Here is a 24,959-nt window from a genome sequence, read left to right on the forward strand (position 1 = left end):
AGGAATCCGACTCTGCCCGAACGCCGTCTCAATGCGTTACGACAGCAGTCAGGGCAATCCGTACGCGCGGTGTTCGGGTGATCCCTTCAATGCATCTCCGGCTGATCCGTAGTTGGCATGCGCACCTCGGCGCGCGGCGGAGCGTCGGTGTCGCTCGGCGCGCTCGCGGCCGGCGCGAGGAGGCGCCGCGCCTCCTCGGCCCGGGAGGTCGAACAGCGCAGCAGCGACAGGCCTGCTCCGGCGGCGATGAGCACGCCGGCGGCGACGAGCTTGAGCCCTGCGGTCTTCGTGGCGCGCGCCCTCGCCGGCGAGGCGGCCGCGCGCGCGTCGAGGAGCGCGGCCGCCTCGCTCGTCGCCGCGTCGCCTCGCGCCGCCTCCAGGGCGACCGCGGCGGCGCGGCGCGCGGACATCGGAGAGCTCGACGGCGGCGCCGGCAGGAGGCTGCCCGCGCGCAGCGTCGCGGTGGAAGCCTCCCCGTCCAGATCGGCGGCGCCGGTCGAGAACGCGTCGCTGATGCGGGCGCCCGGGTCGCTGACGCGGGCGCTCGGGGCGAGCGCGTCGCTGCTCTCCGGCTCCCTCGGCGCCGCGGGGGGGCCGAAGGGGCGGAGCGCGACGCCCGCGTAGCGCGCGAGCAGCGCGCCGACCTCGCGGAGATCCGCGGGGCGCTGCGCGCGGTCCGGGCGCAGCATGCGATCGATCATCGCCGCGACGTCGGCGGGCAGCGCGGGCGCGATCTCCCCGATCGGCCGGATCGCGCCGGTCAAGATGCGCTTCAGCACCTTGCCCATGTTCTCGGCCTCGGTGGGCCGGACCGAGGTGAGGCACTCATAAAGGATGACGCCGAGCGACCAGATGTCGGCGCGGTGATCGACGTCGTGCTCGCCGAGGATCTGCTCGGGCGACATGTAATACGGGGTCCCGAGCATCTCGCCGGTCCCGGTGCGCCCCGAGGTCCAGCCGGTCTCGCCGTGCGCCGCCGTGAGCTTGGCGATGCCGAAGTCGAGCACCCTGACCCGGGCGCCCGCGTCGTCGTCCGGGACGCAGGGCGCCGGCGCGACGCTGCAGCTCTCGTCGGCGGCGCCGGCGCCGGGGTCGGCCCCGGGCGCGCCCGGCGGCGCGGCCGCGTCGGGCGCGAGCAGGAAGATGTTGTCGGGCTTGAGATCGCGGTGGACGATGCCCAGGGCGTGCGCGGTGCCGACCGCGGAGACGACCGGCAGCAGGATGCGCGACAGCTCGGGGAGGGGGATCCGCGACTCGCGCACGAGCCTGTCGCGGAGCGACTCCCCCTCGAGCAGGTCCATCACGAGGAACGGCGTCCCGTTGTCGAGCTCCAGCACGTCGTGGATGGACGGCACGCTCGGGTGATCGACCGCGGCGGCCACGCGCGCTTCCCGGAGCAGGCGCCGGCGGGTCGAGGCGTCCTCCGTCGCGCCGGGACGCAGCAGCTTCAACGCGACACGCTCGCCGCTCGCGAGGTGGGTGGCGGCCCAGATGACCCCCATGCCTCCCTCGGCCAGCTGGCGATCGACCCGATAGCGACTCGCCACCAGGGCGCCCGGGACCAGGTTGTTGGTCACGCGGAGACAGGATACCACGCGCCGCCCGGGCGGCCGGCGCCGCGCGCCTCGGACGCGATAACGCCGCTCACGTCGGACAAATACGCGAGAGACGCAGCGGGCTTGTTCGAGGGGCGCAGCGCCCGTGTGCGCTGCTGTCGTCGGAGATGAGGTGGTGCGGCCTAGACGGCCGGCCACACCGAGCCTGCGCGGCGGCGCTCGGCGTAGGCCTCGGCCGAGAGCGCGTAGCGCAGGAGCTCGTTCGCGACCGGGTGCTGCAGGAGCAGGCGCGGCTCCTCGGTCGAGCGGGCGATGTCGCGATCGTACCGGCGGAGGTAGTCGACCGCGGCGAGCGCGTCGCCGCAGAGCAGGTAACCGATGCGGTACTCGCTCCGGCGCAGGCCGATGACGAACGCCCGCGCGTCGTAGGACACGTTGACGGTCGACGCGACCTCCTCGAGCATCTTGCGCTGCCGGCGGCCGATCGCCCGCTGCACGCCCGGGAGCATCTGCTGGGTGGCGTGCTCGCGCGCGGGCGAGACGGCGCCCGAGCCGAAGCCGGGGTCGATCGTGCGGATCGACGCGAGCAGCAGGCCGTCGGTGGCCTCGGCCGGGATCTCGTCGAGGAACGTGAAGCCGACCGCGACCCGCGCGAACAGGCGCGCGAGCGCGAAGGTCTGCTCCAGCTCCGGCAGCTCCGTGAACGACGTCGGCGCGACGACGGCGGGGGGATCGCCCGGGAAGACGCGGGCGGCGCCCTGCCACGACGGGACGAGGTAGAGCTCGAACGCCTCGATGCCGAGCGCGCGGCCGACCCGCTCGGCGAGCTGCCGCGTCGGGTGGTTGTCGCGCGGGCTGACCCGCTCGCGCGAGCTGATGCCGAGGTTGCTCAGCTCGAAGCGGATCGCCTTAGCGGTGATCGGCGCGATCGCGAGCGCCACGTCGATCCACGGGCTCCGGGCCTCCGGGAGGAGCAGCCGGCCGATCTCGGGGCCGGCGAAGGCCCCGGCGTACGGCGCCTCCGAGGGGACGCGCCGGCCCCTAAGCCGGGCCATGCGCTCGGGCGCCACCTCGCCGAGGCAGGCGCGCACCTCCTCCACGGTGACCCGCTCCTCGGCGCGCCCGTCCTTGGCGAGCGCGGCCTCGAGCGCGGCGAGCGCGGGGCCGAGATCCGGGAGCCGGGTCAAGACCTCCGCGTCGGACGTGAGGACGTCCCGCAGGACCTGGACCGCCTCCGAGTTGCGCCCCGCGGCCTCGAGGCCGCGGCCGAGGGCCGTGCGCGACTCCGGCGGGGCGCCCGGGAGGGCGACCGCCTGCTGGAGGTGCGCGAGCCCGTCGCGCGGCCGGATGAGCAGGGTCGACTCGAGCAGGCCGAGCGTCGTCAGCCAGCGCGGATCGGGCGGGACGCGGCGGGCCCCGGCGAGCTCGATCAGCTGCGCGAGCGCCTTGGCGTACGCCGCCGCCCCCTCGCTCGTGTCGACGCGGTAGAGGCGGGCGAGCGCCGTCCACCCGCGCGTGTCGCTGCTCGGCGAGCTCACGATCGCCTCGCAGAGCGTGCGGACCATGCCCGCGTTGTCGCCAGCGTCGCGGTAGGCGTCGGCGAGGCGCAGCGCGGCCTCGACGCGCGCGCCCGGGTCGGTCGAGAGCTCGACGATGCGCCCGAGCGCGCGCAGCGCGAGCGCGTGATCGCCGCGCGTGACGCCGAGCTTGTGCAGCCGCTCCAGCGCGGGCCGGTTCTGCGCGTCGATCGACAGGACCGCCTGGAGCGCGTCCTGGGCGAGCGCCGGGTTCGCGAGCGGCCCCTCGTACAGATCGGCGATCAGGAACTGCGCCGCGATCTTCGTCTCGGCGTCGGCCGCCGCGCTCACGGCGCGCTTCAGGGCGTCGCGGGCCTCCAGCCAGACGCGCTGCGCGGTGAGCAGCCGGGCGAGGAGGAGCAGCGCCGCCGCGTCGTTCGGGATCGTCGCGATGACGCGCCGGACGGCCGCGATGCCCACGCCCGGGTCGATCGCGCCCGGGCGCCCGTGGTGCTGCAGCACCGACCGGGCGATCTCGGTCCCGAGCAGCGAGATCGCCTCTCGGCTCGCGGCCTTGCCGAGCGCCTCGCCGAGGCGGTCGGTGAGCCGCTGCGGGTCGCCCGCGAGCCGCTGGGCCAGCGCGCGCGCCGCGGCGACGCAGCCCGGGTCCGCGCGGAGCGCGCCCTCGTACAGCTCGAGCGCGCGCGCCGCTCCCTCGGGGGACGCGTCCTCGGCGGTGAGCTCCGCCGCGCGCACGAGGTGCATCGCCCGCGCGGGCTCGCCGAGGACGAGGTCGGCGAGCGCGAGCTGCGCGGCGATCACGCTCGCGCGATCGCCGAGGCGCTGCGCGAGCCGGTCGAGCCCGCGGGCCGCGAGGAGGCTCTCCGGCCAGAGCGCGAGGGCGCTCTGGAAGCCGGCGAGCGCGGCGCGCGCGGCGGCGGGGTCCGCGTCGGCCTGCGCCTCCGCGAGCAGCGCCTCCTCGATGAAGTAGAGCGCGCGCGCGATCGGGTCGGCGGTCAGCTCCCGGCTGTCGTGGATGGCGCTCGCGAAGAGGGCCTCGACCCGCGCCCCGGCCGGATCGGAGGGGCCGTTCTTGCCGGCGATGCGGAGGATCGACAGGTGCGCGGCCGCGTCGCGCGGCGCCTCCTTGACGATGCGCGCGAGCGCCTCGAGCGCCGCGCCCGGCCCGAGCTGCTCCTCGAGCGACGCGAGCTCCCAGAGGGCGCCGCCGCGCGCGACGGACGAGGTGAACACGTCGGCCTCGGCGCGGAGGACCGTCGCGAGCGACGTCGGCGCCTCGAGCAGCCGGTAGAGCTGCTCCAGCATGCGGAGCGCGGGGACGTGGTTCGGCACGACGGCGACGAGCCCCTCCAGGATCTCGATGGCCTGGCGCGGGCTGTTCTCGGCGAGGACCAGCGCGAGGGAGATCCGGAGCGCGTGATCGACGAGCGCCGGCGGCTTGCGCTCGAGCCAGCGCGCGTAGAGCCCCGCGAGCTCGCTCGCGACCATGGAGTGGGACATCCCCGGCAGGCTGGGCGCGCGCGCGCCGGTCGCCGGCCGGTGCGCGGCGGGCGCGCCGAGGCCCACGCCGAAGCCGGCGCCCCCGGCGCGCACGTAGATGCGCTCCATGGCGTCGAGGATCGCCGGATCGGGCTGGCTCCTGGCGAGCGCGGCGTCGGCGCGGGCGAGCAGGCGCAGCGCGTCCTGATCGCGGCCGAGCGCGAGCTCCTGCACCTCGGCCGCCTGGAAGAGCAGCCGGGCGTGGTCGTCGGGCCGCTGCGTCTCGTCCGCGAGCGCGCTCAGCACCTCGACGAGCTTCTCGTAGTTGCCGGTCTCGCGGAGGAGCCGCGCGATCTCGATCCGGGGCAGCGGGTGAGACGGCCGCTTCCGCGCCGCCTCCCGGTACGACTCGACGGCGCTGTGCGGCCTCTTGAGGCGCCGCTCGTCGAGCGACGCGACCTCGATCCAGAGGCTGAACGCCGCGTCTCCCGCGGGGTCGCGCTGGATGAGCTTGGCCAGCGCGCGCCGCGCCTCCTCGTACCGGCCGGCGCGCTCGTCGAGGCGGAAGCGCGCGCGGAGCGCGTCCGGATCGGCCGGATCGATCGCGAGCGCGCGGTCGACGAGCGACGAGGCCCGATCGCGATCGCCGAGCTTGAGCTCGGTGACCTCGGCGGCGCGCAGGAGGAGCCGGCGCTGCTGGGCCGGGCTGCCCGTGAGATCGGCCTCGGCGCAGAGCGCGCGCGCGAGCCGCTGCGCGTCGCCCGCGCGCATGGCGTTGCGCTGCAGCGCGAGGATCGCGGCGCGCCGCTCCGGGTCGATCTCGAGGATCTTCTCGATCTCCTCGATGGCGCGGGCGGGCTGGGCGAGCTCGTCCTCCCAGATGGAGACGAGCTTCTCGAGCAGCCCGATCTTGCGCGCGGGGTCGTCCGTCGCGCTGGCGGCCTGCGTGTAGAGGTCGAGCCGCGCCTGCACGCCGCGCGGGTCCTCCTCGACGGCGAGGGGATCCGGCGCGAGCAGCGCCGAGAGCGCGTCGAAGACCGAGCCGTTGCCCGGGTCGATCGCCCACGCGGCGCGCAGGATGGCGAGCGCCTCGTCGCGCCGCTTCAGGTGGTGCTCGGAGATGTCCGCGGCGCGCAGGAGCGCCGCGACGCGGACGTGCGCGGGCCGGTCCGCGTTGGCGACGGCGGTCCACACCTCGACGCGCTCGGCGTGGTGGCCGAGGCGCTGGAGGGCGCGGTCGAGCCGCTCCCGCGTCGAGCCGTCCTCGGGATCGAGCTCGAGCGCGCGCGTCGCGTGGAGGGCGGCCTGCTCCGCGTTGCCGAGGGTGTCGTAGAGCTCCGCGAGGCGGACGTGCTCGTGGACGATCGCCTCGTTGTCGGTGAGCAGCGCGAGCTCCTTCTGGCGCACGCTGGCGGCGAGCTCGAGCGCGCCGCTCGCCTCGAGCAGGCGGATCAGCTCGCTGACCACGCGCCGCGCCGTCGGCGAGCCGGACGGGGCCCGCAAGGAGGCGCGCGTCAGGAGGGGCACCGCGTCGGCGGGGGAGCGGATCTTGTCGATGAGCAGCCGCGCCGCCGTGTAGAGCAGCCGCGACGCGCGCTCGTCGTCGCGCTCGTGCTCGGCCTCCAGGGAGAGCGCGCTGACGAGGCCGACGATGCCGTCGTGGTGCACGAGGTGGCGGCGGAGCGCCTCCCGCACCGGGCCGGGCCCTGGGTCGAACGCGATCGCGCCCTCGAGGGCCGCGAGGGCGAGCTCCGGTTTGTGGAGCTTCCGATCGAGGACGGCGGCGCGCTCGACGTGGACCCAGGCGGTGAGCTGGGCGTCGCCGTCGGGCCGCCCGCGCCCGGGGGCGTAGGCGTCGGCGAGGCGATCGAGGTGCGCCGCGAGGTCCTTTCCGGCCTGCTCGGAGCCGCGCGCGCTCTCGCGGCGGAGGGCGATCTCCAGCCCGCGCAGCGACGCGGCGTGGAGCGGGACGAGCCGCAGCGCCTCGGTGAAGGCGTCGCAGCTCTCCGACGTTCGACCGAGCGCCTGGAGCAGGCGCGCCCGCTCGGCGAGGAGGTCGGCGCGGAGGGCGTCGGTGTCCGCGACGCGGAGCTTGTCCTCGACGACCTCGAGCGCGAAGGCGAGCTCGGTGCGCGCGTCGAGCAGGCGATGGACGCGCGAGACCGCGGGCTCGAGCGCGCGGGACAGCTGCCGCGCCTGCTCGTAGGAGCGGCGCGCGGCGGCGATGTCCTTGAGCACCCGCTCCTCGTGGATGCCGAGCTCCACGAGGGCGCGCGCCGCGCCGACCGGATCGCTGGCCTTGATCCGCTCGGCGCGCTGCTGGAGCTCCGCGACCGGGTCCGGCGCGGCGATGGGCGCGGCCTGCGGGGCAGGCGCGGGCGCGCTCGCGGCCGAGCGCGGCGTCGCGGGGGCCGGCGGGCTCGCGGCCGAGCGCGCCGTCGCCGGCGACGGCTGGACGGGCGGGGCGGGGGGCGTGGGCGTGGCGGTCGGCGCGGACGCAGCCGAGGGCGGTGCGGGCGGCGCGGACGCCGCCGAGGGCGCGGGCGGCGCGGATGCAGCCGAGAGCGCGGGCGGAGCGGTCGGCGCGAACGCAGCCGAGGGCGCGGGCGGCGCGGGCGGCGCGGACGCAGCCGAGGGCGCGGTCGGCGCGGTCGGCGCGGACGCAGCCGAGGGCGCGGTCGGCGCGGGCGGGGCGGCCGCAGCCGAGGGCACGGCCGGGGCGGCCGGCGCGGGCGCAGCCGGGGGCGCTGGCGCGGCGGCCGAGTCGGGCGCGGGCTCGAGCACCGCGATCGGCTCGATCGACTCGACCGAGATGGGCGTCGGCGACGAGCTCGGCTCGACCGAGATGGGCATCGGCGTCGCGGTCGCGTCGACCGAGATGGGCATCGGCGTCGCGGTCGCGTCGAAGTTGACGGTCGCCGGCGACGTCTGGGTCGGCGCGCCCGGCTGGGAGCCCGGCGCCGGCCTGCCGGGGGCGCGGTTCGGGCTCGGCGGCCGCTGGCCCGGGACGCGCGGCACGCGGGCCGGCGGCGGCACGTCGCCGCGCGGCACGGGCGGCGGAGCGCCGGTCTGGGTGCCGGGCGCCGACGCCGGCGCCTTGGGCGCGCCGCTCGGCAGCGGGGGCGGGGGCCTCGACGGCGGCGCCAGCGGCGGCGGCAGCGGGCCCGTCGCGACGCTGCCGTCCTTGCGGCGGATCAGCGGCGGCGGCCGGCTCGGACCTGGCGGGGGCGCGCTCGGGACCGGCGTCCGGTTCGGTCCCGGCGGCGGCACGCTCGGCGGCGGCAGCGGGTTCGGCGGCGGCAGCGCGCTCGCGCCTGCGGGCGCGTTCGGCGGCGGCAGCGGCGCGCTCGCGTTCGGCAGCGGGCTCGCGGTCGCCGGCGCGTTCGGCAGCGGGGTCGCCGTCGCCGACGCGTGCGCGTTCGCGTTCGGCAGCGGAGTCGCCGTCGCGCTCGCGCTCGGCAGCGGAGTCGCCGTCGCCGGCGCCGACGCGCTCGCGTTCGGCAGCGGGGTCGCTGTCGCCGACGCGCTCGCGTTCGGCAGCGGAGTCGCCGTCGCCGTCGCGCTCGCGTTCGGCAGCGGAGTCGCCGTCGCCGGCGCGTTCGCGCCCGGCGACGGCTCGCCGCCCGGCGGCGCGTTCGCGTTCGGCAGCGCGCCGAGCTTCGGCGCGCCTGTGCCGACGAGCAGCGTCTTCGCGCCGGACAAAGGTTGCGCGCTCGCGCGCGTCATTTGAGCGTTGTCGGCGTTGGCTTCCCAGCCAGCTTGGTCCGGCATTCCGGGCAAGCTAGGCAAGCCAGGCCGGCGCGACGCTCCCTCTTGCGGATCGTCCCCGTGGGCCACCGTCGCGGATGCTACACATCCGCGCGCCCTCAATCCACAGTCCAGGTGCCTGCTCGAGCCGCGCGCGGTCCTCTCTACCGAGGCGGGCGCGCTCCCAGATCCGGCGCTGGTTTACTTGTTGGATGGGGCTGTCGAGGCGCAGCGCAGCAGGCCGAGCTTCATCGCCTTTCCGGCCGGGTGCGCCACCAGCAGCGCCTCCGGGGAGGCCGCGATGGGCTCGCCGCGCCCGAGCGCCGGCTCCGCGTGCAGCCCGCCCGCGAGCTCGCCCCGCGCCGTGAGCGCCGCGAGCTGCGTCGGCCCGGAGGCGTTCGCGATCGCGAGCCACGCGGCGGCGCCGTCGCCCTTCCCCCGGACGCCGGGGAGGAGCGCCGGGACCCCGGCGCCCACGCCCAGCGCCGCCTCCGGCGGGGCGTCCTGCTCGCGATCGCCGCCGACGAGCACGCGCGGCTCGCTGGCGCCGCCGAGCCGCGCCAGCACGGCGCTGATGCGCCCGCCGATCGAGCCGCTCGGCGTGTCGTCGTCGCGGAAGGCCAGGAGGAGGCCGTCGTCGCCGGCGAGCGTCAGGTCGTATGCGAGGACGTGCCCGTCCTTGGGCGTGACCGCGCGCGGCGTGGACGTGAGCGCGCCGCTCTCGTCGAGCGGGACCACCTCGAGCCACTGGTGGGTGATCGTCTCGCCGGCCGCCGCGGTGTCCTCGTTGCCGTCGGTCGGCTTCTCCGCGGCCTTTCGCGCCGGCTCCTCGGCGCGCGCGACGTACGCGAGCCAGTAGCCGCCCGGCCGGCCGATCACGCGCGGCATCTCGGCGTCGGTGCTCGGCTGCGAGACGGGGCGGGCCGAGGTGACCGAGCGCAGCGTGCCCACGTCGGCGGAGGCGAGCATGATCCGCGACCGCTTGCCGTCGCGGGTCACGTCGTCCCAGACGATGACCGCGCGCTCGCCGGACGCCGCGATGTCGAGCGCGAGCGACTCGTCCCGCCCCTCGGCGAGCTCGGCCCCCCAGGTGACGTGCTCCCCTTCGATCCTGGCGACCTTGATGGCGCGCCCGCCGGCGTTCGGCTCGAGCATCGCGGCGAGGATCGCGCCGCCCGCGCCGGCGACGACCGGCGGATCCATGTCGCCGCGCGATCGCGCGAGCCGGACGAGCTTCCCCTGCGCGCCGTCGGCCGAGAGCGTGGCCACCATCGCGACGGTCCCGCCCTCCGCCTCCCGCTGCGCGCCCACCGCGAACCCGCCGGAGAACGTCGTCCCGCGGCCGACCTCGACGGCGAACGGCGCGAGGTCGTCGGCGCCCTCCGGTTCGCCGCCCCCCGCGCCGTCGGGCGCGCGGGCGGGCGGCGGCGCGTCGCCGACGACGAACGGCGCCGCGCCCGCGGCCGCGCAGCGCGGCGGAGGCGGCTGCGGCGCCGCCGCGGGATCGGCCGGATCGCTCGCCGCGGGCGCCGCGGCGCTCGCGCCGGGCCGCGAGGCGGCGTCGCTCGCGGCGCCCTCCGGCGTGGAGCAGGCGCGCCACACGACGAGGCCTCCGACGACGAGCGCGACGGCGAGCGCGCCCTTCCATGCGACGCCCTCCGGCTCTTCCTCCGCGCCCGGCCGCCGATCCGCCGTCGGCGTTGGCGGGCGTCGATCCTGCGTGGGCGGGCGTCGATCCGCGCTCGTGTTCCCCTGGGGGGCGCGGTGGTTGGGCTCCATGGGCGGTGCGTGTTAGCGCTGATCGCGCCGTGAGGGCAGGGGGCGCGCGCCGGTCCGGCCCCGCCCCTCCTGCGGCGCGCGCTGGTCCGGCCCCGCCCCTCCTGCCGGCCCGGAGCGCGGGGGCGCGGCGGGCCGGGCCGCGTCCACGAGAACTTTCCCTCCGGCCCCGGCGAGGGTATCGCGGCAAGACCGACGCCGGGGCGTCGCCGCGGGCCCGAAGCGCGGGCCGGCGCGGCGGGGGCCGACGGCGCGCCCGAACGTCGTCTCATGCGAAGCCGTGCTGTCCTCACCACCTTCCTGCTGGCGCTCGTCGCGCTCTCTTGCGCGGCCTGCGTCGGCGCGTCTCCCACGCCGCTCGCCCCTGCGCTCCGCGGCTCCATCGGCGTGCCGCACCACGGCGTCATCACCGACGCCGTCGAGCTGCCGGGGCAGGGCGAGGGCTACCGGCTGCTCCGCAGCAACGGCGTCCGGTGGGGGACGGCCGGGCTCGTCGCCGCCGTCCAGCGCGCCGCCGCCGAGGTGGCGCGGGCGCGGCCGGGCGGCGAGCCGCTCCTCGTCGGCGATCTCTCCGCGCGCCACGGCGGTGCCGCCCGCGGGCACCGGTCGCACCGCACCGGGCGCGACGCGGACCTCCTGCTCTACGCGCTCACCCCGGACGGCCGCCCGGTGCGCTCGCCCGGCTTCATCGACTTCGGGCCGGACGGGCTCGCGCGGATCGGCGGCGGCGCCGCGGCGTCCGGGTCGTCCAGCCCGGACGAGTACGTCCGCCTCGACGTCGAGCGCGAGTGGCTGCTCGTGAAGTCGCTCGTCCGCTCGCCCGACGCGCACGTCCAGTGGCTCTTCGTGGCCCGCTGGCTCGAGGCGCTGATCATCGAGTATGCCCGCGCGCTCGGCGAGGATCCGGAGCTCGTCTGGGTCGCCGAGAGCGTGCTGCTCCAGCCGGGCGACAGCACGGCGCACGCCGATCACCTCCACCTCCGCGTCGCGTGCACGCCGGACGCGTTCCTCTCCGGCTGCCTCGGCGGCGGCCCGTACTGGCCGTGGCTGCCTGCGGTCCCGCAGCTCGTCCCGCCGCCGGACGGCGACCTCGCCGCCGCGATCCTCGACGACCTCCTGCCCGGGGGCGCCGCCGCGGGCTCCCGCGTCGCGGCCCCCGACAGCGCGCTGTGAGCCACCTCTTCGCCCTGGGCGACGCGGCCGACGTCTGCGCGGCGCTCCCTGCCGACGTGCGGTTCGATCTCGTCTACCTCGACCCACCCTTCGGCGTCGGGACGACGATGGCCGCGCGGGCGGCGCGCGGCCAGGCGCGCGGGCGGCGCCGGCCGGAGAGCGGCCCGGACGCGTACGACGATCGCGCGGGCGCCGAGGCGCTCGTCGCGATGCTCGCCCCGCGCCTCGAGGCCATCCGCGATCGCATGGCCGAGGGCGCGACGCTCTACTTGCACCTCGATCACCGCGCGGTCCACGACGCGAAGGTCGCGTGCGATCGCCTCTTCGGCCGCGGCGCGTTCCTCGGCGAGATCATCTGGGCGCCGGGCAACGGCGGCCGTGGCGCGCGCGGCTTCTCGGTCACGCACCAGACGATCCTCCTCTATGCCCGCGCGGCGAGCGAGCGCGGCCAGGTCGTCTACAACGCCGCGGATCCGATGCTCCGCGAGCCGTTCGCCGAGACGAGCCTCGCGATGCATTTCAAGCACCGCGACGAGGACGGCCGGCTCTACCGCGAGCGGGTCCTCGGCGGGAAGGCGTACCGGTACTACGCCGACGAGGGCCGCCGGCTCGGGAGCGTGTGGACCGACATCCCCGGGATGGTCGCCAACACCCCGCTGCGCCGCGAGGCCACCGGCTACCCCACGCAGAAGCCGGAGCGGCTTTTGGAGCGCATCGTCCGCGCCTCGTCCGCGCCCGGCGCCACGGTCGCGGACCTCATGTGCGGCAGCGGCACCACGCTCGTCGCGGCGGCGCGGCTCGGCCGCCGCTTCATCGGCGGCGACCGCAGCCAGCTCGCGTTCGCGACGGCGCGGGAGCGGCTCGACCGGGAGGGGATCGCGTACAGCCTGCTCGAGGTCCCCGAAGCGCTCCGCGATGGGGCTGAGCCGTAGCTCCGCGTGTCGGGAGGTCCTGGCGCGATCGCTGATCCCGGCTGCGTTGCGGGCGGGCGAGCCGCGCGAGAGCGCCGGTTGCTCCTCCCACATCGGGCCGCGTACCCTGCGAGCGCATGAAGCTCAGCATCCGCAACCTCGGGCGCATCGCACATGCCGAGCTCGACATCCGGCCGCTCACGATCTTCGTGGGGCCGAACAACACGAACAAGACCTGGGCGGCCTACTGCCTCTACGGGCTCGCGCGCAGGCTCACCTTCGACCCGGGGGCCTCGTGGAACGCGCTGCACGAGCGAGCGGCGCCGCGCGTCGCAGAATTTGAGCACGCCGAGCTCGCCGCGCGCGTCCGGGCAGCGGCGGAGCGGGTCGGGGCGGCCTCGTTCCACCGGGGCGAAGCGCACAGGGCGCCCGATGTGAGCATGCGCGTCACGCGTGCGGAGCTCTTGGGGGGCCTCTCGGGGGATGTCCGGCTCCGGATGGACGCGCTCGACATCATGAATCTCCTCCGGCTCCACCGTGAGCCCTCGGGGGACGCCGAGGCGATGCTCGATGTCTCGCCGTCGGAGCTGCGCGGCGGCCCCATCGAGGAGTTGCGGATCGACGTCGAGGACCTCGCGCGCTTCATCTCGTTCACACCGCTCAGGCGCCCGGAGCGCAGCGAGCCGCCCGGGCAGCCCAAGCGCTTCGAGGTGCGCGACGATCGGGACAGGAGCCTCCTGCTGAGCGCGGCGATCTCGGCCTTCGGGTTGTGCCTGCACGATCACGTGGCCGTCTTGCCGGCGGAGCGGAAGGCGCTCGTCGCGACCTACAAGCTGCTGAGGCCCGAGTTCGAGGAGGTGATGGCGTCCCCCGTGGTGGCCTTCACGGAGCTGCTCCGCCGGCCGGAGCGGCTCGCGCCGACGGAGGCGCAGATCGAGGAGCGACGCCAGGCCTGGGGACTGCTCGAGGAGCGCATCCTGGGAGCTCCGCTCCACTTCTTCCCTCACGGCGCCGGGCCCTCGTTCCTCTTCGGCGGTTCTCCCGACACGGAGCTCCCGATCCACGCGGCGTCGTCGCTGGTGCGCGCGCTCGCCGGGCTCGATGTGTATTTGAAGCACCTCGCCTCGCCGGGCGACCTGCTCGTGATCGACGAGCCCGAGATGAACGCCCACCCGGCGGCCCAGCTCGCCATCACCGAGCTGCTCGCGCTGCTCGTGAACAAAGGCATCCGCGTCGTCTTCACCACGCACAGCCCCTACGTGCTGGATCACGTCAACAACCTGATCGAGGCGAGCCGCGTCGGCGCGGGCCGTCGGGACGAGATCGCGGCGCGCCTCAAGCTCGGGTCGGCGGCGGCGTTCCTCGATCCAGAGGGGGTGGCGGCCTACCTGTTCGACGACGGCGGCGTGGTCCGGTCCATCTACGACGCGGCGGAGCGGAGCATCGACTGGCGCACCTTCAGCGCGGTGACCGACGAGACCGGCAACCTTTACAGCCACATCCTCGCGGCCGAGCCAAAGTAACGCCGTGCCGCTCAACTTCCTCCTCTGGAACGCGCTTCGAACGAGCGACACGAGCCACGGTGAGGCCGGCAAGCGGGTCAGCCTGCAGCGCGAGGCCGGCGAGACGGTGCTCGTCTTCCACGCGGACACGCAGGAGTTTCGACGGCGGTTCGGTGTGGCGCACGCCTGCGACGCGATCTTCTTCTACAAACGACCCCCGGCGCCGCCCTTGCTCCTCTTTGTCGAGCTCAAGGGGAAGGAGATCGCGGACGGCGCCATCCAGCTCCGCGAGACGCTGCTGGCGGTGAGGCGAGAGCTCGCCGCGGCGCTGCGCGACGGCGCTCCGCGCGCGGAGCAGCTCCGCGCCGTGATCGTCTGCTCGGGGGTAGCGTCGCCGCGGGAGCACGGCCGCGTTCGCGCCGAGTTCGAGCGCGCCACGTCCGCCCCCTTGCTCGTGAAGACCGTGAAGAGGGGGACGTGCGATCTGCGCGACGTGCTTCGTTAGATGCGTCCTCTCGTTCAGCGTGCAACGGCTCTCAGCGCGGTGGGTCTCCGCATCTCGGCGTCGTCGTTGCGCCTCCGCAGCGCCTCGTCCCTCTGGAGGCGACCTCGCCGTTCGGCGCCCGGCAACGCCGCCCGGATCGCGCGCGGACGCAGCCTCGCCCTTGAAAGGCCCCGCCCAGAGGCGCAGCGGCCTCTTTCAAGGCTTGAAATGGCCAACTCGGCCGCCCAGTGACCCATCTCAAGGCTTGAAGTGGCCAACTCGGCCGCCCAGTGACCCATCTCAAGGCTTGAAATGGCCAACTCGGCCGCCCAGTGACCCATCTCAAGGCTTGAAATGGCCAACTCGTCGACCGAGAAGGCCGTTTCAACGCTTGTATCAACCCTTGCAACCGCCTCGCCCGGCTTCCGCGTAGACCGCAGGCCCCCTGGGAGGGAGGCGGTCGCGCGGCACGGTGCGGGGGATGGGCCGATGTTTGAGCCTGGGACATCATCCGGCCGGCGCTTGCGCCGGGCGGATGATGTCCCAGGCGAGTTCGGCGGGGCCCCCGCGCCGTGCCGCGCGACCGCCTCCCTCCCAGGGGGCCGATCCGCTCGGATCCCCGCGCTCCCCCTGCCTCCGTCTCAGACGAGATCGTCCGTCGGCCCCGCCCCCTCGCGGACGACCTGCACGTCGCCCTGGCTCAGGTCGATCACGGTCGTCGGCACCGACCCGCCGGTCCCGGCGTCCAGGACCAGCGCGAGCCCCGGGAACCGATCGTCGATCTCGCCCGGATCGATGATCGGATCCTCGCCCGGGGGCGCCGCGGTGGTGCTGATGAGCGGCCGCCCGAGCGCGCGGACCAGCGCGAGCGCCACCGGGTGGTTCGGCACCCGGATGCCCACCGTCTTCTGCTTGAGGTGCACGTACTTCGGCACCTCGCGCGTGGCGGGCAGGATGAACGTGTACGGCCCCGGCAGGTACCGCTTGAGGATCCGGTACGCCTGGTTCTCGACGATCGCGTAGCGCGCGATGTCGCTCAGATCGGGGCAGATGAACGCGAGGTTCTTGTTCTGGCGCATCCCCTTGATCTGGTACACGCGCTCGATCGCCTGCTTGTTCATCAGGTCGCACCCGAGCCCGTACACGGTGTCGGTCGGGTAGCCGATGACCTCCCCCTTCTGGATGAGGTCGACCGCTCGCGCGATCTTGCGCGGCTCCGGATGATCGGGGTTGATGGGCTGCAGCACGGGACCGACACCATGGGGTCGCCCGGGCGGTTCGGCCAGTGCTGGCCGCGAGGAGCGACCAGCGCTGCCGGGCCGACGAGCGGTTGCTGAGACGGAAAAGGGCGGGCCGACGCCCCGAGAGACGAGCCGGCCGCAGGCCGGCGACGGCCGCGGGGCAGCCGTCCGACGGCCGGCAGGGCCGGCGGACGCGCGGCGCTACTCCTTGAGCGCCTCGCTGCCGCCGATGATCTCCATGAGCTCCTTGGTGATCGCCGCCTGACGCGCCTTGTTGTACTCGAGCGTCAGGGTGTCGATCATCTCCTTGGCGTTCTTGTTCGCGGCGTCCATCGCCGTGAGCTTGGCGCCGAGCTCGCTGGCCATCGACTCGTAGAGCGCGCGCAGGATCGAGATGTCCACGTACATCGGGACGAGCCGCTCCAGGAGCGCGCCCTTGTCCGGCTCGTAGAGGAACTCCGCGGCCGCCCCGGGCGAGGCGTGAGCCGCCTCGTCCGCCTGCTCCTGCGCCGCCCCGCCGGCGGGCAGGAGCCGCTCGACGACGACGGTCTGCGTGATGGCGCTCTTGAACTCGTTGTAAACGAGGTAGATCGCGTCGATCTCGTTCTTGTCGAACGGGGCGAGGATCTTCGCGCCGACCGCCTGCGCCGTCTCCAGGCTGAGCTTGTCCCAGACGCCGGGCAGGTACTCGAGGATGGGCGCGTTGCGGCGGTTGAAGTAGTCGCGCCCCTTGCGGCCGATGATCGCGAGCTGGACCTCCTGGCCGGCCTCGGTCCGGCTCTTCCACTCGCGCTCGGCGCGCTTGTTGATGTTCGTGTTGAAGGCGCCGCAGAGCCCGCGGTCGCTCGTCAGCACGAGGAGCAGCACGCGCCGCTCCGGGCGGGCCACGAGCAGCGGGTGCGCCGCCCCCTCCCGCCCGGTGAGCGCGCCCGCCTCGCCCTCCGCCCCGGTCCCCGCCGCCGCGGGCGCTTCCGCCGCGGAGGCCGCGACCGCATCGCGCGTGATCTGCCAGAGCACCTCCTGCACCTTCACGGCGTAGGGCCGGAGCTCGGTGATGCGCTGCTGCGCCTTGTTGAGCTTGGCGCCCGCGACCATCTTCATGGCGCGGGTGATCTTCTGCGTCGACTTGACGCTCGAGATCCGCTTGCGAATGGCCTTGAGGCTGGGCACGGCTGCCTACTTCTCCTGGGCCTTCGAGGCGCCCTTCCCGTTCTTCGACTTCGCCTTGGGCGCCGGCGCCTCCTCGTCCTCGTCGCTCGCGTCGTCGGCGGCCGCCGCGGCGGCCCCGGTCGAGGCGCCGCGCGCGTCCACCACGAACCGCTTCTTGTAGGCGTCGATCGCCTTCGTCATCCGCGACTTGAGGTCGTCGTCGAGCGCCTTCTTCTCCCGGATGTCCGCGAAGATCTGCGGGTGCTTGCCCTCGATGAACTTGTAGAGCTCCTCCTCGAAGCGCGCGAGCGAGCTCACCGGCAGGTCGTCGAGCAGCCCCTGCGTGCCGGCGTAGATGATGAGGATCTGCTTCTCGACGGCGAGCGGCACGTACTGGCCCTGCTTCAGGATCTCGGTGAGGCGCGCGCCGCGCTCGAGCTGCGCGCGGGTCTTCGCGTCGAGGTCCGAGGCGAACTGCGAGAACGCCGCCATGGCGCGGTACTGCGCGAGGTCGAGGCGGAGCGTGCCGGCGATCGACTTCATCGCCTTGATCTGCGCGTTGCCGCCGACCCGGCTGACCGAGATGCCGACATTGATGGCCGGGCGGACGCCGGAGTAGAAGAGGTCGGCCTCGAGGAAGATCTGCCCGTCCGTGATGCTGATGACGTTCGTCGGGATGTACGCCGACACGTCGCCGGCCTGCGTCTCGATGACCGGCAGCGCGGTGAGCGAGCCGCCCGACTTCGGATCGCGGACGATCTCGTAGTCGCTCGCCTTCGCCTTGTCCGAGAGCTGCTGCTCGAGCTTCTTGATCTCGTCCTTCTTCTCTTCCTTGCGCGCCTGCTCGAGCTTCTCGAAGAGGGCCGCGTCGACCGTCTTCCAGAGCGAGTCCTTCGCCGAGTGCATGCCGTGCGCCCCGACGTGGGCCTTGCCGTCGACGCCGCGGTACGACGGGTCGCCGCCCTCGATCTTCGTGCCCTTCGCGACGACGTAGAAGATGTCGGCCATCTTCGCCGCGCGCTCGAGGAGCCGGGAGTGGAGGTAGAAGACGTCGCCCGGGTACGCCTCGCGGCCCGGCGGGCGGCGGAGCAGGAGCGAGAGCTGGCGGTACGCGACCGCCTGCTTCGACAGGTCGTCGTAGATGCACAGCGCGTGGCGCCCGCTGTCGCGGAAGTACTCGCCGATGGTCACGCCCGTGTACGGCGAGATGAACTGGAGCGGCGCGGTCTCGCTCGCCGTCGCGGCGACGATGATCGTGTACTCCAGCGCGCCGTGCGCATCGAGCTTGTCCACGACCTGGCGCACCGTCGACAGCTTCTGGCCGATCGCGACGTAGACGCAGATGACGCCCTTGCCCTTCTGGTTGATGATCGCGTCGACCGCGACGGCGGTCTTGCCGACCTGCCGGTCGCCGATGATGAGCTCGCGCTGGCCGCGGCCGACCGGGATCATCGCGTCGATCGCCTTGATGCCGGTCTGCATCGGCTCGGTGACCGGCTGGCGCTGGATGATGCCGGGCGCCTTCACCTCGACGCGGCGGCGCTCCTTCGCCTCGATCGGCCCCTTGCCGTCGATCGGCATGCCGAGCGCGTTGACGACGCGCCCGAGGGTCGCCTCGCCGACGGGCACCTCCATGATGCGCCCGGTGCGCTTCACGGCGTCGCCCTCCTTGATGATGCTCGTATCGCCGAAGATGGCGGCGCCCACGTTGTCCTGCTCGAGGTTCAGCACGAGCCCCATCAGGCTGGTGCCCTCCGAGCCGGTGAACTCAACGAGCTCGCCGGCCATGGCGCGGCTCAGGCCGTGCACGCGGGCGATGCCGTCGCCCACCGTGAGCACGGTGCCCGTCTCGGTGACCTGGGCGGCCTTGTCGATGTTCTGGATTTGCTTCTTGATGATCTGAGAGATCTCTTCGGCGCGGAGCTGCATGCGGAGTCCTCTGTCCGGAGACGCTTGGGCTTCGGAGTCAACGTCGTCAAGGTCAAGGGGTCGGCGAACGCCGAGCCCCGACCTCGTGGGAAACAGGGGTGCGTGTTCGCGTCCCCTCAGGTTCGGAGCAGGTTGTCACGGAACGCCGACAGCCGGGTCCGGAGGCTGCCGTCGATCACCTGATCGTCGATCTGGGTGACCACGCCCGCGATGAGCGAGGGATCCTGCTTGTGGGTGATCGAGATCTTCCGGCCGGTCGCCCTCTCGAGCTCGGCCCGGAGGCGGTCGAGGTAATCGCTGGTCAGCGGGCCCGCGCTCGTGACCACGGCCCGGGCGACGTTCTGCTCCTGATCGACGAGCAGCGCGAGCTGCCGGGAGATCTCGGGCAGCGCCGCGAGCCGCCGCCTGCGCGCGAGCAGGAGCAGGGTGTTCTTGGTCACCTCCGAGAAGCCGGCGCGGGCGCCGATCTCGCGGAGCAGCTCCTCGCGCTGGGCCTCGGGGATGAGCGGGTTGTCGAGGACCAGGCGGAGCTCCTCGCTCGCCGCGTAGGTCGCGCTGGCGTCCCCGATCTCCCTGGCGAGGGCCGCGAGGGTGCCGGTTTCCTTGCCGATCTCGAAGATCGCGCGCCCGTAGCGCCGGGCGACGGCCTCGTAGCTCATATCGCTGCTCCGGTGGTCTGGGCCCCGCGGCGGCTCGCGCCGGCGGAGACGGCCGCGGGGATGGCCTTCAGGTACTCTTCGTTGGCCCGCTCGAGGTCCTCACGGCCGACGCGCTGCCGGAGCAGCTCCTCGGCCGCGGCCGCGGCGCTCTGCACCGCCTCCTGGAGGAGCATGGCGCGCGCCGCCTTGAGCTCCTGCTCGATGCGGAACTCGGCGTCGCGCCGCATCCGGACGCGGCGCTGCTCCGCCTCGGCGAGCACGTGGGCCTTCTCGAGCGCGGCCTGCGCCGCGTGCTCGGCCTTGAGCTCCGCGAGCGTCTCCTCGAGCCGCGTGAGCTTGTCCTCGTACTCGTCGAGCCGCTTCTCGGCCTCGTCCTTGAGGCGCGAGGCGTTGTCGAGCTCCTGCGTGATCGTCTGCTTGCGCTTCTTCAGCGCCTCGGCGATCGGCTTCCGCCCGAAGCGGTAGATGATGAACGCGAGGAGCCCGACGTTGAGGACCGAGGCGAGGAACGGCGGCGGCTCGTTCTTCGGATCGCAGGGGTTCTGCTCGTTGTGGTAGCGCCAGAGCAGCGCGTTGATGCCGCCCTTCGCGGCCGCCTCGTTGTTCACGCCGATGAGGCCGTGCCACCAGTTGACGTGGGGCGGCGGATCGGTCGGGCCGTGCCCGGGGCAGTGCTCCTCCCCGTGCGAGGCGTGCTCGGTGGTCTCCGGCGGCGCGGTGCGCGCGCGCTGCATGCCCGGCTGCGGCCGGAGCCCGTGGCCCGGAACGAGCGGGCGCCCGCCCGGGCCGAGCGGCCGGCCAGGCTGCGCCTCGCGCGGGCGGGGCGCCGGCTGGGCCGCGCCGGGCTGGGCCGGCTGGGCCGCGCCGGGCTGCGCGCCGACGGGCGGGTGACCGGGGGGCAGCCCCGGCTGCGCGGCGGGCTGCTGCGCGAGCGCCGTGCCCGCGGTGAGCGCCGCAGCCAGGCCGAGCGCGAGCGATGAGCGGCGGAGCGGGTTCTTCACTGGCGCACCTCGCGGCCGAGCATGCTGGCGGCGATCTCCGCCGCGAGCGCGGGCTGGGCGGCGGCGAGCTCGCCGCGCATGCGGGCGACCTCGGCCGCGATCTTCGCCTTGCCGTCCTCGAGGATGCGCGCCGTCTCGGTGCGCGCCTCGGCCATGATCTGCGCCTCGATCTTCGCGGTCTCGGCGCGGAGCCGCTCGCGCTCGACCCCGGCCTCGCGCCGGACCTTCTCGATCTCGGCCTCGTAGCGGGTGAGCAGCTCGCCCGCGCGCTCGTCCATCTGGCGCGCCTCCCGCTTGGCGCCGTCGGTGCGCCGCTCGCGCTCCTCGAAGACGCGGAGCAGCGGATCGAACAGCAGCGGCTTGAGCACGACGACGAACGTCGAGAACAGGACGACCTGCGCCAGGAACGTCAGATCGAAGTCGACGGAGATGGCGCTGGCGCCGGACGCGAGGAGAGGGTGCATTGCGTTCGGATTCACGGGTGCTTGTTCGGCGACGAGGGCGGCGCAGCGGGAGCTGCTCGCCGCGCGCCCCGGAGGGGGGCGATTTCGCGAGCCGGCACCTAGCACGTGTCAGTCAAAGCTGGAAGGGCTCTCGGCGGGGCCGCCGGGCCCGCCTCTCCGCGGTGCGCAGCGCTTGCGCGCCCCTCGCGTTCGCCGCTCGTCCCGCCCGCTCGCCGGCGCGATCAGGCCGCTCGGAGCGCGCGTTTTTTGCGCGCCGGGACCGAGCGTCAGAGGCTCGCGAGCGCGCGCACGAGCTCGCCGAGGCCCGCCTCGAGATCGGCTTCGCTCGCGCGCCGCGACGCCGGCGAGCGCGGCGCGCCGTCCTCGTCGCGGAGGGCCTCGGCCGCGCGCGGGTTGCGGAACCAGTCCTCGTCGAAGCGCTCGATCAGATCGCGGCGATCGCGCGCGGCGAGGACCGCCCCGGCGAGGCGGGCGGCCGCGCCGGGATCGAGCGCGGGTAGGACCCCGGCGAGCGCTCCCGGGATCGGCGCGCCGAGCGCGCGCGCGGTCACCTCCTCGAAGCGATCCCCGCGGTCCCGCGCGCCCCGGAGCAGCACGTGCCCGCCTCCGTCCTGGCCGGAGCGGAACACGAGCGCCACGGTCGCGGCGTCGAGGCGGAGCGAGAGGAGGAGGCTCCGCGCGGTCGCGCGCGCCTGATCGAGCGCGCGGCCCCGGCCGAGCCCGAGCGCGCGGGCGCAGAAGACGGGATCGGCGACGAGGCCGCCGAACAGCGCGGCGCGGCGCGCGCGGCGGAGATCGAACGGCGCGTGGGCGAGCGCGAACGGCCCGCGCGTCGTTTGACCTACGCCACGCGCGAGCGCCGCGCCGAAGCGGGCGAGCGCGCGCGCGAACGAGGCGGCGCCGAGCGGGCTAGGCAGCGGCCCGAGATCGATCGCGAGGCCCTCGGTGAGCTTCGTCGCGCGGAACAGCTCCTCGATCCACCGCGGACTGAGCCGCGCCGGCCACCCCGACGCCGCGTCGCGGCCCACGGCGCGCCCGAGCGCGCCGTACCAGGTCGGCGCGCGCTCCATCATCGGCTCGGTCCGGCGCAGCAGCGCCTCGGCGGCGCCGATCGCGGCGTCCGGGGGATCGCAGGGGATCTCGATGGCGCGGAGGCCCTCCTCCGCGAGCCGCCGCGCCGCCTCGTGCCGCCGCTCGACGAGGATGCGCGCGGCGTCGGCGACCGCGCCGGATCCGCGGGCGAGCACCTCCGCGAAGGTCCGCCGTCCGGCGTCGGTCGGATCGGCGAGCAGCCGGAGCCGCGCCTCGCGCGGCGACACCCGCGCCGGCTCGGGCAGATCGATCGTGAGCGACGCCGCGTGCCACGCGGCGGCGAGCCGGACGCGGTCGGGCCAGACGACCCGCTCCAGCGTGAGCGTGTAGACCCAGTCGGCGAGCGGGGCCGCGAGGCCGGTCGGGTCCGGCGCGGCGGCCGCCGTCGGGCTCGCGAGCCCGAGCTCCGCGCCGAGGCCGGGGGTCTTGCCGGTGAGCTCGAGGTAGGTCGTCCGCGCGCTGACGCGCCGGAACGGCTCGAGCGGGTTCTCGAGCCGGGCCCTCGCCTCGGCGGCGCTCGGGCCGCCCTGGTCCTCGGCGGGCGGGGTCGGACCGCGCCGGGTGAGGTCGCCGAGCGCCGCGCGGAGAGCGCGCGCCGCTCGAGCGACGTCCCGATCGAGGCGGAGCAGATCGATCTCCATGCGCATCTACCCCCGTTACCCGTGCACCGCGGGTGCCGTCCCGAGCCGCCCGGCGATCTCGCCCTCGGCGCGCGCGAGCTCGGCCAGCCGCGCCCGCGTCGCGACCTCGTCGCCGGCGACCTCGACGGCGAGATCGACGAGGGTCCGGTAGTGCCGCGCCTCGGACGCGAAGAGCTCCTCGTAGAGCGGCGCGAGCTCGTGCGCGCGCGCGGCGAGCCCGTCGGCGAGCAGGCGGAAGCGCTCGCAGGAGCGGGCCTCGATGATGGCGCCGACGAGCAGCCGATCGACGAGGGCGGCCTTCGCGTTGCGCGCGCAGGTGGTGGAGGCCGCCTTGCGCAGCTCGCTCGCGTAGACGTCGGTCTCCGGCTTGCCGAGCGCGAGGCCGCGCTGCTCGATCACGTCGAGCAGCGCGCGGAAGTGCCGGAGCTCCTCCTCGGCGAGGTCGACGAGCGCGCGCGCGAGGCGCGGCATCGACGGCCAGCGCGCGGCGAGGGACAGCGCGTTCGACGCCGCCTTCATCTCGCAGTGGGCGTGGTCGGTCAGGAGCGCCGGCAGGTCGGCGAGCGCCACGTCAGCCCAGCGTGGATCGGTCGGTAGGGTCAGGCACAGCACGCAGGGCCGACCTAGAGCAGGCGCGGCGCGGCGAGAAGGGGGAGGCGGGAGGCGGCGGCTCGCCGTCGCGCCCCGGCGCGGCGCCCGCGCGACGGCGCCGGGCTACAGGCCGTCGGACGGCGCGCGGGTCAGCCCGCTCGACTCGAGGTGGTACGAGAGCCCGACCACGAACGTGGTGGGTCCTCCGCTGGCGAGCGCCCGCCGCACGGTGCCCTCGACGGCGAACTGGGTGCCCACGTAGGCGACGCCGAGCGACAGCGCGTGCTGGCCTGCGCCCTGGTCGAAGCGGTAGCCGGCGCGGAGCGGGAAGCGATCGGCCACGAGGTACTCGCCGCCCGCCATGAGGCGGTACGAGGTCTCGCGGTAGGAGTTGAGGTCGGCGAGCCCGTCGACCTCGATCGAGAAGTCGTCGGTGCCGAACCCGACGCCGCCGCCGACGGTCGTGGGGAGCAGCCCGTGGTCCGGGTAGGTGAGGTTCTGCCCGACGGCGGCGATGTAGAGGTTGTCGGTCGCCTTGACGGTGAGCGCCGCGTCGAACGTGAGCTCGTTGACGAAGGAGTGACGCCCCACCACGGTGGTCACGTCCTCGCCGGCCGCGTTCTTCTTCACGACGACGTCCTTGTCGTCGCGCAGGCCGCCGGAGACCGGGCCGTCGTGGAGCCACCGCCCGCCGAGGACGCCGTCCTGCGTGATCTTGGCGTAGCGGCCGCTGAGCCCGACGAAGATGCGATCGGTGATCGGGTAGGCGAGGGCCGCCCGCGCGTCGATGTAGGAGCGCCTGAGGCCGCCCTCGCCCATGTCGACGAAGCCGCCGACGAAGGAGAGCGCGCCCGCGAGGTTTCCCGTGACCGAGTCGACGACGACGCCGCCGTAGGCGTGGCGTCCGGCCTCCGGGCTGCCCTGGAAGAGCCCCTGGACGTGGTAGACGCGGGTCTCGACCATGGCGGACGGGTTCAGGAAGATGGCCGACGTCCCGTTCCCGAGGGCGCGCAGCGCGCCGCCGAGGGCCGCCGCGCGGGGCGTCTCGTTCTCGCCGTAGGCGTAGGCGAGCTGCGGCGGCAGCTCCTCGGCCGCCGCCGGCCCCGCGGCCGCCGCCAGCGCGAGCGCGCCTGCAGCGGAGAAGGCCCTGGCCCGCGCGGCGGTCGTCGACGCCGCCCGCTGCGCCAGGAGGGCCCCCCTTGTCAACCGGATCCCCGACCGCATCGCTTCGCCATACCTCAGACCGAGGCCCTGGGGACAAATTCTCGGCCCCCCGAGAACGGCTCGCGCCGGTCGGTCTGTGCTGGACGACCTCCGCGTTTCTAAAAAAGCTGGAATTTCAGCTACCTTTAGCCTCTTGACGACGAGATGAGCGGGTTTTGCTCTGCAATCGTGAGCGCATCGTGAAAATCACCGACCCGCGTCGGGAGTTTTGGCGCCTGGTGTCCGGAGGGCGGAGCGCGGGGGCCGCGAAGCCGTTTTCGCAGTGCGCCAGGGACTGAATTAAACCCAATGAAGTTCGATACTTGAGCCGGGTTTCGCAGTTGGGCATAGACGCCCGGACTCACCCGGTGCTACCTCGGATTCGTCCTCGGGGCGGTCCTGCGCCGCACCGGGTCCTCCAAAGGGTGGCCCCGAAAGGGGCGCTGCGGGCTACCGAGCTCTGTGAGGCGGTATGGGGGACGGCTGTGCCGATCTGTCTTCCAATGCGATGGACCTCGACGCGACGGTTGCACCCCCACCTCGAGCGGCGTGCTCGGCGGATGCCGAGCCGAGCGCCGGTGCAGTGGGGCCGTACCATCCCCCCCGCATTCGATGGAGGCATGCGGACGACCTCCCGAGGGCGAAGCGGCCGTGGGCGGACTGTTGAAAAGTCGACACGCCGTTCGATTACATTCAGAATAACACAGTGATCTCCAGAAGTTAGAGGCGAGTCCTCGCTGGGAGACCTGTGGATAAGTTGGGGGCGACGGTTTCATCGGTCGCCCCCGAAACCTATTTTCGTGGAGCGGACTTCAGAGCAGCG

General features: G+C 74.5%; 17 protein-coding genes. 5 read left to right on the forward strand and 12 right to left on the reverse strand.

Going from position 1 to position 24,959, the window contains the following annotated elements; all coding sequences use genetic code 11:
• Positions 1–86 precede the first annotated feature (86 nt).
• Together NQZ70_RS52980 and NQZ70_RS52985 are read right to left on the reverse strand one after the other, a co-directional pair.
• Complete coding sequence (locus tag NQZ70_RS52980) at positions 87–1,577, reverse strand: serine/threonine-protein kinase (protein WP_129581034.1); 1,491 nt, start codon at positions 1,575–1,577, stop codon at positions 87–89.
• A gap of 161 nt (positions 1,578–1,738) precedes the next feature.
• Positions 1,739–6,838: a tetratricopeptide repeat protein gene (locus tag NQZ70_RS52985; RefSeq protein WP_129581035.1), complete on the reverse strand. Its 5,100-nt coding sequence runs from the start codon at positions 6,836–6,838 to the stop codon at positions 1,739–1,741.
• Between NQZ70_RS52985 and NQZ70_RS52990 the strand changes: the two genes are divergently transcribed.
• A complete protein-coding gene (locus NQZ70_RS52990) occupies positions 6,804–8,303 on the forward strand; it encodes a hypothetical protein (protein ID WP_165374613.1) in 1,500 nt (499 codons plus the stop codon). The genes NQZ70_RS52985 and NQZ70_RS52990 overlap by 35 nt on opposite strands.
• Positions 8,304–8,521: 218 nt before the next feature.
• On the opposite strand, the gene NQZ70_RS52995 is transcribed toward NQZ70_RS52990, so the two are convergent.
• The gene (locus NQZ70_RS52995) at positions 8,522–10,099 is read right to left on the reverse strand and encodes a hypothetical protein (protein WP_129581037.1); all 1,578 of its coding nucleotides are present in this window, start codon (positions 10,097–10,099) and stop codon (positions 8,522–8,524) included.
• Between the two features lie 267 nt (positions 10,100–10,366).
• On the opposite strand from NQZ70_RS52995, the gene NQZ70_RS53000 reads away from it, so the two are divergent.
• The 4 genes from NQZ70_RS53000 (at position 10,367) to NQZ70_RS53015 (ending at position 14,187) form a co-directional block, all read left to right on the forward strand.
• Entirely contained in the window at positions 10,367–11,269 is a 903-nt protein-coding gene (locus NQZ70_RS53000; RefSeq protein ID WP_129581038.1) for a penicillin-insensitive murein endopeptidase, read from the forward strand.
• Positions 11,266–12,201 carry a DNA methyltransferase gene (locus tag NQZ70_RS53005; protein ID WP_129581039.1) on the forward strand — a complete coding sequence of 312 codons (936 nt, stop codon included), beginning with the start codon at positions 11,266–11,268 and terminating at the stop codon, positions 12,199–12,201. Before NQZ70_RS53000 ends, NQZ70_RS53005 begins: the two co-directional genes overlap by 4 nt.
• 116 nt (positions 12,202–12,317) lie before the next feature.
• Entirely contained in the window at positions 12,318–13,703 is a 1,386-nt protein-coding gene (locus tag NQZ70_RS53010; RefSeq protein ID WP_061625190.1) for an AAA family ATPase, read from the forward strand.
• A gap of 4 nt (positions 13,704–13,707) precedes the next feature.
• On the forward strand, positions 13,708–14,187 hold the full coding sequence (locus NQZ70_RS53015) for a hypothetical protein (protein ID WP_129581040.1): 480 nt from the start codon (positions 13,708–13,710) through the stop codon (positions 14,185–14,187).
• 620 nt (positions 14,188–14,807) lie between these two features.
• Here the strand turns inward: NQZ70_RS53015 and NQZ70_RS53020 are convergent.
• The 9 genes from NQZ70_RS53020 to NQZ70_RS53060 form a co-directional block, all read right to left on the reverse strand.
• Positions 14,808–15,413: an L-threonylcarbamoyladenylate synthase gene (locus NQZ70_RS53020; RefSeq protein WP_129581041.1), complete on the reverse strand. Its 606-nt coding sequence runs from the start codon at positions 15,411–15,413 to the stop codon at positions 14,808–14,810.
• 195 nt (positions 15,414–15,608) lie between these two features.
• On the reverse strand, positions 15,609–16,577 hold the full coding sequence (gene atpG, locus NQZ70_RS53025) for an ATP synthase F1 subunit gamma (protein ID WP_129581042.1): 969 nt from the start codon (positions 16,575–16,577) through the stop codon (positions 15,609–15,611).
• A 6-nt stretch (positions 16,578–16,583) separates the two neighbouring features.
• Positions 16,584–18,485, reverse strand: coding sequence for a F0F1 ATP synthase subunit alpha (gene atpA, locus NQZ70_RS53030; protein WP_129581043.1), 1,902 nt, complete (start codon positions 18,483–18,485; stop codon positions 16,584–16,586).
• A 116-nt stretch (positions 18,486–18,601) separates the two neighbouring features.
• The gene (gene atpH / locus NQZ70_RS53035; RefSeq protein ID WP_129581044.1) at positions 18,602–19,144 is read right to left on the reverse strand and encodes an ATP synthase F1 subunit delta; all 543 of its coding nucleotides are present in this window, start codon (positions 19,142–19,144) and stop codon (positions 18,602–18,604) included.
• Entirely contained in the window at positions 19,141–20,145 is a 1,005-nt protein-coding gene (locus NQZ70_RS53040) for an ATP synthase F0 subunit B (protein ID WP_129581045.1), read from the reverse strand. Before NQZ70_RS53040 ends, atpH begins: the two co-directional genes overlap by 4 nt.
• Positions 20,142–20,624 carry an ATP synthase F0 subunit B gene (locus NQZ70_RS53045; RefSeq protein ID WP_237244878.1) on the reverse strand — a complete coding sequence of 161 codons (483 nt, stop codon included), beginning with the start codon at positions 20,622–20,624 and terminating at the stop codon, positions 20,142–20,144. The genes NQZ70_RS53040 and NQZ70_RS53045 overlap by 4 nt, the downstream gene beginning before the upstream one ends.
• 251 nt (positions 20,625–20,875) lie before the next feature.
• Positions 20,876–22,348, reverse strand: a complete 1,473-nt coding sequence (locus NQZ70_RS53050) for a hypothetical protein (protein WP_237244879.1) — start codon at positions 22,346–22,348, stop codon at positions 20,876–20,878.
• Positions 22,349–22,357: 9 nt separating this feature from the next.
• Entirely contained in the window at positions 22,358–22,954 is a 597-nt protein-coding gene (miaE, locus tag NQZ70_RS53055) for a tRNA isopentenyl-2-thiomethyl-A-37 hydroxylase MiaE (protein ID WP_061623067.1), read from the reverse strand.
• 102 nt (positions 22,955–23,056) lie between these two features.
• Positions 23,057–24,139 carry a hypothetical protein gene (locus NQZ70_RS53060; RefSeq protein ID WP_237244880.1) on the reverse strand — a complete coding sequence of 361 codons (1,083 nt, stop codon included), beginning with the start codon at positions 24,137–24,139 and terminating at the stop codon, positions 23,057–23,059.
• Between the last annotated feature and the right edge of the window lie 820 nt (positions 24,140–24,959).

It is taken from the genome of Sorangium sp. So ce836 (genome assembly GCF_028553905.1).
In the GTDB taxonomy this organism is placed as follows: domain Bacteria; phylum Myxococcota_A; class Polyangia; order Polyangiales; family Polyangiaceae; genus Sorangium; species Sorangium cellulosum_D.

Bases quoted from the DNA above. Each gene is read 5' to 3' on its own strand.
- NQZ70_RS52995 (WP_129581037.1), bottom strand. From the start codon at position 10,099: ATGGAGCCCAACCACCGCGCCCCCCAGGGGAACACGAGCGCGGATCGA.
- NQZ70_RS53000 (WP_129581038.1), top strand. From the start codon at position 10,367: ATGCGAAGCCGTGCTGTCCTCACCACCTTCCTGCTGGCGCTCGTCGCG.
- NQZ70_RS53010 (WP_061625190.1), top strand. From the start codon at position 12,318: ATGAAGCTCAGCATCCGCAACCTCGGGCGCATCGCACATGCCGAGCTC.
- atpA (WP_129581043.1), bottom strand. From the start codon at position 18,485: ATGCAGCTCCGCGCCGAAGAGATCTCTCAGATCATCAAGAAGCAAATC.
- atpH (WP_129581044.1), bottom strand. From the start codon at position 19,144: ATGAGCTACGAGGCCGTCGCCCGGCGCTACGGGCGCGCGATCTTCGAG.
- NQZ70_RS53050 (WP_237244879.1), bottom strand. From the start codon at position 22,348: ATGCGCATGGAGATCGATCTGCTCCGCCTCGATCGGGACGTCGCTCGA.